The organism is Actinoplanes sp. NPDC048791 (genome assembly GCF_040650095.1).
Taxonomy (GTDB): domain Bacteria; phylum Actinomycetota; class Actinomycetes; order Mycobacteriales; family Micromonosporaceae; genus Actinoplanes.
In genome coordinates this window covers 1-8,860 of sequence record NZ_JBEZGQ010000284.1, presented here as the reverse complement: position 1 = coordinate 8,860, position 8,860 = coordinate 1, and the positions used below count along the sequence as shown (strand labels likewise).

Genomic DNA, 8,860 nt, shown 5'->3' with positions numbered 1-8,860 from the left:
CGACGACCAGCCCCGCCGCGGCGAGCGCCAGGACCAGCAGGACGACGCCGGCCAGCAGGACCCGGCGGCGCCGCGGACGGCGGGTGGTGAACGTGGCGTCGATGATGACCGGCCCGTCGCGGAGATCCGGGTCGTCGGCGGTCGAGGTCGGCTCGGCACGCTGCGGGGTGCCGCCACCGCGCGCGGCGGGCAGCAGGCTCGGTGCCCGCCGGTCGGCCTCCTCCGCGGCCTCCACGAGGGCGGCGACATGGGCGCAGGCGACGGCGAGGCGCTCGGCGTCGGCCTCGTCGAAGGGCACCCGCGCGATGAGGTGAGCCGCCCGGGCCACCGCGGTGACGAGGACCGGTTCGGTGAGGTAGCGCAGCTCCCCGGCGAGGACACCCGCGACGATGTCCTTGTCCACCGAGACACCGGGGGCCAGGCGCCGGCTGCGGATCACCTCGGCCAGATGGCGCAGCGAACCGGGCCGGCGCCGGCGGCGCGGTGGCGGCGATCCCGGCGGCGGTGTGTAGACGCCCTCCCGGGTCGCGTGGGCCACCGCCGCTTCGAGGCTCGAGGCCAGCAGCCGCGCGGCGTCGTGAGCTTCTTTCCACCATGGCGCCAGCGGTTCCGGCACGAACGTCACCCCCGGGAATCGACGGCGTTCATTGTGCCAGCACCGGAATATCTGTCTGCGGGGGACAGAAAGCCGCTGGTCGGGGACGGATGGACGTTCCGCCCGGCTGCTCGTCTGTCCAGCATGGAGAGCGGCCGGCCACCGAACCCCATCCACCGTGAGGAGCTATCCGTGTTCGTGAAACGTCTCGTCGGAGCCGCTGTCGCCGCGGCCCTCGCCGTCCCGCTGCTGCTGGGTGGCGCCGCCCCCGCACAGGCGGCGCCGACCAGCGTCTACGGCATCTACAACTCCGGGTCGGTCGGCATCGGCGTGCTGCAGAACTGGCGGACGACCGGGGCCAACTACGACCGGATCCTGCCCTCGGGCAACTGGACCGACTACAACCTCGGCTGGGGGCACGCCGGCGGGGTCTACATCGGCTCGGGCTACTGCGCCGCGCGGTACACCTCCGCCACCGGCCAGCCCGGGACCTGGAACCCGGCCGGCAGCGACTTCCGGGGACCCAACCGGTTCCGGCTGGCCGGGAACTACTTCGTGCAGATCTACCCGTACCACTGCTGACCGCCCCCACTCACCCAAGGACGTGCCCATGCGAAAGCTCATCGTCGCCGCTCTGCTGGCGGTCACGGCCGCCCTCACCGGCGCCGCACCCGCGCAGGCGGCCAGCACAGCCAAAGCCATCCTGAACGGCAGCAGCGTCGGCATCGGCGTGCTCTACGACTACCGCTCCTCGGGCTACGACGAGGTCCTGCCGTCCGGCGCCTACACCACCAGCCTCGGCTGGCCGCACGCCGGCGGCGTGTACATCGGCTCGGGCTACTGCGCCCAGCGGTGGACCTGGAACGAGTCGCAGGGCAAGTGGATCCGCGCCGGCAGTGACTGGACGGCCGGCAACCATGCCGTCACCAGCGGCATCGTCAAGATCGTGGCCTACCGGATGCGGTCGTCCACGGCCTGCTGATCGCCGGCCCGCGGCCGCTCCCGTACGCGGGAGCGGCCGTGCCGTGCCCTCAGCCTCAGATTTCGGCGATCAGGTCGGCGACGCTGTCCACGATCCGCGACGGCCGGTACGGATACCGCTCGCTCTCCGCCCGCGTGCTGATCCCGGTCAGCACCAGGATCGTCTCCAGCCCCGCCTCCAGGCCGCACAGCACGTCGGTGTCCATCCGGTCGCCGATCATCGCCGTGCTCTCGCTGTGCCCGCCGATCACGTTCAGCGCCGAGCGCATCATCATCGGGTTCGGCTTGCCCACGAAGTACGGGTCGACGCCGGTCGCCTTCGAGATCATCGCCGCCACCGAGCCGGCCGCCGGCAGGGCACCCTCGTTGGAGGGTCCGGTCGGGTCCGGATTCGTGCAGATGAACCGGGCGCCGTCGTTGATCAGGCGGACCGCCTTGGTGATCGCCTCGAAGCTGTAGGTGCGGGTCTCGCCGAGCACCACGTAGTCCGGCGCGTAGTCGGTCAGCACGTAACCGACCGCGTGCATCGCCGTGGTCAGGCCGGCCTCGCCGATCACGTACGCGGTGCCGCCAGGGCGCTGGTCGGCCAGGAACTGCGCGGTGGCCAGCGCCGCCGTCCAGATCGACTGCTCGGGCACGTCGAAACCCATCCGGGCCAGCCGGGCCTGCAGGTCGCGGGGGGTGTAGATGGAGTTGTTGGTGAGGATGAGGAAGGGCTTGCCGGACTGCTTCATCCGGTTGACGAACTCGGGGGCACCCGGGACCGGCTCGCCCTCGTGGACGAGGACCCCGTCCATGTCGGTGAGCCAGCTCTCGACAGCCTTGCGCTCGGTCATGAGGCTCCTCGGCGTTGCGGGGGCGGGCAGCAGTTGGCCGGGCACTGGTCCCAGACCGGCAGCGTACCGAGCCGTTCCCGGGCGACGCCGTTCGTCCGCTCCTCGACCAGCTCACGGACCATCGTGACGAACCGGGGGTCGGTGCCGGGGGTGCCCGCGCGGGCGTAGCCCAGGCCGAGCCCGGCGGCGGTGTCCCGGGCCTCGTTGTCCAGGTCCCAGAGCACTTCCAGGTGGTCGGAGACGAAACCGATCGGGCTCACCACCACGTCGGTGACGTCCTTCTCGGCCAGCGCGGTCAGGTGGTCGTTGATGTCCGGCTCCAGCCACGGCACCTGCGGCGGGCCGGACCGGCTCTGCCAGACCAGGTCCCAGGGCAGGTCGGGTGCGGCGGCGGCGTGCACCAGCGCGGCGGTCTCGTGCAGCTGGGCCTCGTAGCGGCCGCCGTCGGGGCCGGCGGTCCTGGCCATCGACACCGGGATGGAGTGGGCGGTGAAGACGAGCCGGGTGCTGGCCCGGCGGGCCGGGTCGAGCTGGGCCAGGGCGGCGGTGACCGCGTCGGCGTGCGGCGCGACGAAGCCCGGGTGGTCGTGGAACTGGCGCAGCTTGGCCACGGCGGGCGCGCCCGGACCGACCTTCGCGCGGGCCTGGGCGATGTCCTCCCAGTACTGCTTGCAGGAGGAGTAGCCGCCGTACGCGCTGGTGGCGAAGCCGAGCGCCGACGTGATGCCGTCGTCGCGCATCTGCGCCATGGTGTCGGCCAGCATCGGCTGCCAGTTGCGGTTGCCCCAGTACGTCGGCAGCGTGATGCCGTGCGCGCGGAAATCCGCCGTCACCGCCGCCAGCAGGTCACGGCACTGCTGGTTGATCGGCGAGACGCCGCCGAAGTGGTAGTAGTGCTCGGCCACCTCGGCCAGACGTTCCTCGGGGATGCCCCGCCCGCGCGTCACGTTGCGCAGGAACGGCATCACATCGTCGGGGTGCTCGGGGCCACCGAAGGACAGCAGAAGGAACGCGTCGTACGCCACCGCTCCATACTCCCTCGCCCGGCGGGGTGGCCCACAGCCACCCCCGCCCCGGGCTCAGGCGCCGAGCGCGTGATACCCGCCGTCGACGTGCACGATCTCGCCCGTGGTGGCCGGGAACCAGTCGGACAGCAGGGCACAGACCGCCCGCGCGGCCGGCTCCTGGTCGCTCAGGTCCCAGCCCAGCGGCGCGCGTTCGGCCCAGGCCTCCTCGAACTGCTCGAAGCCCGGGATCGACTTGGCGGCCATCGTGCGCAGCGGCCCGGCCGACACCAGGTTGCTGCGGATGCCCTGCTTGCCCAGGTGCAGCGCGAGGTAGCGGGAGGCCGACTCCAGGCCCGCCTTGGCCACGCCCATCCAGTCGTAGACCGGCCAGGCCTTGGTCGCGTCGAAGGTCAGGCCGACGATGCTGCCGCCCGCGCCCATCAGCGGCAGGCAGGCGGTGGCCAGCGACTTGTACGAGTACGTCGACACCTGCAGCGCCGTGGCGACGTCCTCCCACGGGGCGTCCAGGAACCCGCCACCGAGGCAGCTCTGCGGCGCGAAGCCGATCGAGTGCACCACGCCGTCGAGCCCGTCGACGTGCTCGCGCACCTTGTCGGCGATGCCGGCGAGCTGCTCCGGGTTGGTCACGTCCAGCTCGATGACCGGCGCCGGCTCGGGCAGCCGCTTGGCGATCCGCTCGACCAGCGACATGCGGCCGAAGCCGGTCAGCACGACCGCCGCGCCGTTCTCCTGGGCGATCTTCGCCACCGAGAACGCGATCGACGCGTCGGTGATGATGCCGGTGATGAGCAGCCGCTTGCCGGCGAGCAGTCCAGACACTTCGTTTTCTCCGTTTCGCAGGGCTTGGGGGAACTCGGTCTCAGTGACCCATGCCGAGGCCGCCGTCGACCGGGATGACCGCGCCCGAGATGTACGCCGCGCCGTCCCCGGCGAGGAACGTCACCGCCCGGGCGACCTCGTCCGGCGCCGCGAGCCGTCCGGCGGGGATCGCCTTGAGGATCTCCGCCTTGCGGGACTCGGACAGCACGTCGGTCATCTCGGTGTCGATGAAGCCCGGCGCCACCACGTTCGCCGTGATGTTACGGCTGCCCAGCTCACGGGTGATCGAGCGGGCCATGCCGACCAGCCCGGCCTTGCTGGCCGCGTAGTTGACCTGGCCGGGCCCGCCGTACAGGCCGACGACCGAGGAGATGAAGATGATCCGGCCCCACCTGGCCCGCAGCATCTTGCTGCTGGCCCGCTTGGCGACCCGGAACGAACCGGTCAGGTTGGTGTCCAGCACCCGGCTGAACTGCTCCTCGCTCATCCGCAGCAGCAGCGTGTCGTCGGTGATGCCGGCGTTGGCGACCAGCACCTCGACCGGGCCCAGCTCCTGCTCCACGGTGGTGAAGGCGGCGTCGACGGCGGCCGAGTCGGTGATGTCGCACTGGACCCCGAACAGCCCCTCGGGCGCGCCGCTGCCACGGTGCGTGACGGCGACCCGGTCGCCCTGCTCGGCGAAGGCCCGCGCGATGGCCAGGCCGATGCCTCGGTTACCTCCGGTCACCAACACGGTGCGGGCCACGCGTACTCCTTCGCTCGAGGAACAGACCGCTCGCAGACTAGGCGTTACCTGCTGGTAGGACGAAGCCCACCCCTTGTCATACCTGAGTAGGACACAGAGATCATCCCGCAGGGGCACGACGGGCCGGGGCCGGTCACCGTAGCCTGCCGGGATGGAGCTGACCGGTCCCGTGCGCCGGGTGCTGCTGGGCCCGGACCGCCGGCAGCCGCCGGCCCGGACCCGGCGCTGGGCCAGGATCCGGCTGTACGGCGTACCGGTGGCCCTGCTCGCCCTGGTCGGCCTGGCCCTGGTGAACGCCACCTACCTGCTCGACAACCGCGACCTCAACCGGTTCGTCGCGGGTGCCCTGGCGCTCTGGGCGGTGCTGCCGGTGGTGGTCGCCGTGCGCCGTCCGCTGCTCGCCTGGCGCCTGGCCTATCCCCTGCTGTACCTGGGCATCCTCGGCTCCACCTCGGCCGAGCCCTGGCCCTGGTCGCCGGTGCAGATCTTCGGCTTCCTGTTTGTGCTGGCCGCGCTGGTGCGGCACGAGGAGTCGGCCGTCATCGCCCTGGTGATCGCGCTGACCATCGTGCCGGTGGTGGCGTTCGCCCCGCGCGACAACGTGTGGAGCGTCGTGATGCTCCTGGTCGCGATGGGTCTCGCCGGTGACCTGCTGTCCCGGCGCCGGCGCAGCCGGGCCGAGCTGACCCGCCAGGCCGAGCTGACCGAGCTGGAGCAGGCCCGGCGCGCGGTGCTGGAGGAACGCGCCCGGATCGCCCGGGAAGGGCCGCTGGCTCGTCGACCCGGCGACCGGCGCGGTGGTCGTCGCGGCGCTGCCGACGATCCTGGCGCTGTTCTCCATCGCCCCGGCGCTGCGCGCGTCCCTGATCGACCCGTTGCAGCAGCTCGGCGCCATCTGGGACGGGCCCGTCGCGGCCCTGGCCGACCCGGTTTCCGGCAACGTCGACGGCACCAGCGTGCTCGCCGCCGTGCTGCTGACGATCGCGGCGGCACTCGCCGCGCTGGGCTTCGGCGGCAAGCCGGCTGAGGCCGTACCGGTGATCCTGCCCGGCCTGGCCATCACCCTGCTGATCGCCCCGATCGCGCTGGATGTCCGCTGGCCCGCGTCGACGACGGCCGCGCTGATCGTCTTCACCATCTCCATGCTGGGGCTGGCTCTGACGCCGCCGCCGATCGCCACCCGGGCCGGGCTGCTGCGCTCGACCCGCAACATCGTCTTCGTCATCGGCCTGCTGGCCGGCGGGGCCGGCCTGGCGGGCAGCCTCGCCCAGCGCCAGATGACGTTGTTCACCCTGGGCATGGCGATCATCGTCGGCCTGATCGGCGCGATCGGCGGCCGCAGCCAGACCGCCCGCATCCTGGGCTGGCTGTTCGCCGCGGTGATGGGCCAGCTGTTCGTGCTGACGGTCGCCCTGGTGGCCGGGCTGACCCCGCCGTGGGCGGCGTTCGGCGTGCTGGCGGTGGGCGCGGTGCTGCTGGTGCTGGAGGCCCTGCTGCCCCGCCTGGGCCTTCCCGAATACCGCCGCGAGGCAACCACGGTCGAGTGGAGCGGCTACGCGTCAGCGCTGCTCGCGGGCGCGCTGGCCTTCAACTCCCCGGCGCACCTGGCGGCCCTGCTGGCAGCGTGGGGCGCCGTGCTCGGTCTGACGGCGACCCGCCCGGGCCGCACCCCGAACCAGCGCCGCAACCTGTTCTGGCTGGCGGTCGGCTTCGAGATCGTCGGCATCTGGCTGTTCATCGCGATCGCGGACGTGGCCCTCCCGGAGGCATACACGCTGCCGTTCGCCGCGCTGGCGCTGCTGGTGGGCGTGCTGGAGGCCCGCCAGCGTCCGGACCTGAGCAGCTGGGCGGCGTACGGGCCGGCTCTGCTGGCGGCCTTCGTCCCGACGATCGGCATCGTGATCGCCACGGACGCGGGCGACCTGCGCGAACTGCTGCTCCTGCTGGGCGCGGTGGCGACTCTGATCGTGGGCTCCCGCCTGCAACAGCAGGCGCCGGTGGTGGTGGGCGCGGCGGCCACGGCGATCGCGGCGATCCACTTCGCCACGACGCTGGTGGGCCCGTGGCTGGTCCTGGTCCCGGTAGGCGTGATCCTGCTCTTCCTGGGCGCAACAAACGAAAACCGCCGCCGAACCCAGGAACGCCTCCGCGGCGCCCTGGTCCGCATGCGGTGAGGCACCGATAGGATGACGGGCATGAGCGCAGAGGCCGTTGGCAGGTACTTCCCTGCCGTCGTCACACTCGACGACGTAGCGGCCATGAACGCTGCCGATCAGTACGGCCATCGATATGAGTTGAATCCTCAAGGAGCTTTGTCGGTAATGCCGCCGCCGGATTCCGAGCATGCCGCCATAGCCAGTCGGGTGCTCGTATGGCTAGCGATGGCTGGTTGGCCCGCTGAACAACTCCTTCAGGCGGCCGGCATCCGCATTCCCAGTAGTACCGGTTCCGGCGGCAGGATCCCAGACCTCACGGTATGGAGTAAGGCCCAGTCGCGAAGTGTGTGGCTGACACTTACGGACCTCCTGCTGGTGGTGGAGATCGTTTCGCCCGGTTCGGAGTCGACCGACGAAGTGATCAAGCTCCGCGAATACGCCCAGGCGGGTATCCCCCGGTACTGGTTGGTCGAGCGCGATGCCGCGCAGACCGTCACCCTGTACTCCCTCGGCGCGGACAACAGTTACGACGTTGCCGCGAAGATGCCCCTCGCCTGGCTCTTGCAGACGGCACCTGCTGACCTCGGCATCGGCATCGACGGCTGAGGAGCTCAGCCGAGCAGGCGGGCGCGGAGCGCTTCGTCCTTCTCCGCGACGACCTGCTCCAGGTTGGTCTGGAACGCCCGCATGCGCTTGAGCAGCATCGGGTCCGACGCCGCCAGGATCCGGACCGCCAGCAGACCCGCGTTCCGGGCGCCACCGATCGACACCGTCGCCACCGGTACGCCCGCCGGCATCTGCACGATCGACAGCAGCGAGTCCATGCCGTCCAGATACTTCAGTGGCACCGGTACGCCGATGACAGGCAGCGGGGTCATCGATGCCACCATGCCCGGCAGGTGAGCCGCCCCACCCGCACCCGTGATGATGACCTTGAGCCCGCGATCAGCCGCCGACGTCGCGTAGTCGACCATCTTCTGCACCGTACGGTGCGCCGACACGACGCCGACCTCGAACGGCACCTCGAACTCGGCGAGGGCCAGCGCCGCCGCCTCCATCGTCGACCAGTCCGAGTCGCTGCCCATGATCACGCCGACGACGGGTGTCATTCCTTGCCTTCCTGGAGCCAGCGGGCGGCGCGCACGGCCCGGGCGCGTACCGCGGTCATGTCGTCGCCCAGCACGGTGACGTGGCCGATCTTGCGGCCGGGGCGGACCTGCTTGCCGTACAGATGCACGCGGGCACCCGGGTCGGCGGCGAACAGGTGGTGCAGGCGCTCGTCGATGGACATGCCGCCCGGCTCGCCGCCGAGCACGTTGGCCATCACAACGGCCGGCGCGGCCGGGGAGGTCTCGCCCATCGGGTAGTCGAGCACGGCCCGCAGGTGCTGCTCGAACTGGGACGTCCGCGCGCCTTCGATGGTCCAGTGGCCGGAGTTGTGCGGCCGCATGGCCAGCTCGTTGACGACGATGCCGGACTCGGTCTCGAACAGCTCGACGGCCAGCAGACCGACCACTCCGAGGGCGTTGGCCAGGTCGATGGCCAGCTGCTGGGCCTCGACGGCCAGCTCCTCCGACAGGCCCGGCGCGGGCGCGAGCACCTCGACGCAGATGCCGTCCCGCTGCACGGTCTCGACGACCGGGTACGCCGCGACCTGCCCGAACGGCGACCGGGCGACCAGCGCGGCCAGCTCGCGGCGC

Annotated in this window: 10 protein-coding genes and 1 pseudogene; 4 read left to right on the top strand and 7 right to left on the bottom strand. The window is 71.6% G+C overall.

What is annotated here, in order from left to right; translation table 11 throughout:
* On the bottom strand, positions 1-616 hold a 616-nt coding region (locus AB0C29_RS21215), incomplete at its 3' end, for a hypothetical protein (protein WP_360822556.1).
* Between the two features lie 171 nt (positions 617-787).
* Here AB0C29_RS21215 and AB0C29_RS21210 point away from each other — a divergent pair.
* Both AB0C29_RS21210 and AB0C29_RS21205 read left to right on the top strand, forming a co-directional pair.
* Positions 788-1,177: a hypothetical protein gene (locus tag AB0C29_RS21210; protein ID WP_360822554.1), complete on the top strand. Its 390-nt coding sequence runs from the start codon at positions 788-790 to the stop codon at positions 1,175-1,177.
* Positions 1,178-1,205: 28 nt separating this feature from the next.
* Entirely contained in the window at positions 1,206-1,577 is a 372-nt protein-coding gene (locus tag AB0C29_RS21205; RefSeq protein ID WP_360822552.1) for a hypothetical protein, read from the top strand.
* Positions 1,578-1,632: 55 nt separating this feature from the next.
* Here the strand turns inward: AB0C29_RS21205 and AB0C29_RS21200 are convergent, their stop codons facing one another.
* From AB0C29_RS21200 to AB0C29_RS21185, 4 genes are read right to left on the bottom strand one after another with little or no spacing between them, the layout of a single operon-like run.
* Complete coding sequence (locus AB0C29_RS21200) at positions 1,633-2,412, bottom strand: HAD-IIA family hydrolase (protein ID WP_212992989.1); 780 nt, start codon at positions 2,410-2,412, stop codon at positions 1,633-1,635.
* On the bottom strand, positions 2,409-3,437 hold the full coding sequence (locus AB0C29_RS21195) for a ferrochelatase (RefSeq protein ID WP_360822550.1): 1,029 nt from the start codon (positions 3,435-3,437) through the stop codon (positions 2,409-2,411). The genes AB0C29_RS21200 and AB0C29_RS21195 overlap by 4 nt, the downstream gene beginning before the upstream one ends.
* A 54-nt stretch (positions 3,438-3,491) precedes the next feature.
* A complete protein-coding gene (gene fabI / locus AB0C29_RS21190) occupies positions 3,492-4,259 on the bottom strand; it encodes an enoyl-ACP reductase FabI (RefSeq protein ID WP_360822548.1) in 768 nt (255 codons plus the stop codon).
* 40 nt (positions 4,260-4,299) lie between these two features.
* Complete coding sequence (locus AB0C29_RS21185; protein WP_360822546.1) at positions 4,300-5,004, bottom strand: beta-ketoacyl-ACP reductase; 705 nt, start codon at positions 5,002-5,004, stop codon at positions 4,300-4,302.
* Positions 5,005-5,759: 755 nt separating this feature from the next.
* Here AB0C29_RS21185 and AB0C29_RS21180 point away from each other — a divergent pair.
* Both AB0C29_RS21180 and AB0C29_RS21175 read left to right on the top strand, forming a co-directional pair.
* Positions 5,760-7,178: pseudogene (locus AB0C29_RS21180) on the top strand (hypothetical protein); the annotation flags it as partial.
* Positions 7,179-7,199: 21 nt separating this feature from the next.
* Positions 7,200-7,766: a Uma2 family endonuclease gene (locus AB0C29_RS21175; protein WP_360822544.1), complete on the top strand. Its 567-nt coding sequence runs from the start codon at positions 7,200-7,202 to the stop codon at positions 7,764-7,766.
* A 5-nt stretch (positions 7,767-7,771) separates the two neighbouring features.
* Here AB0C29_RS21175 and purE read toward each other — a convergent pair whose 3' ends face one another.
* On the bottom strand, positions 7,772-8,269 hold the full coding sequence (purE, locus tag AB0C29_RS21170) for a 5-(carboxyamino)imidazole ribonucleotide mutase (RefSeq protein WP_360822542.1): 498 nt from the start codon (positions 8,267-8,269) through the stop codon (positions 7,772-7,774).
* The coding region (locus AB0C29_RS21165) for an ATP-grasp domain-containing protein (protein ID WP_360822540.1) at positions 8,266-8,860 on the bottom strand (595 nt) is incomplete at its 5' end. The genes AB0C29_RS21165 and purE, both read right to left, overlap by 4 nt.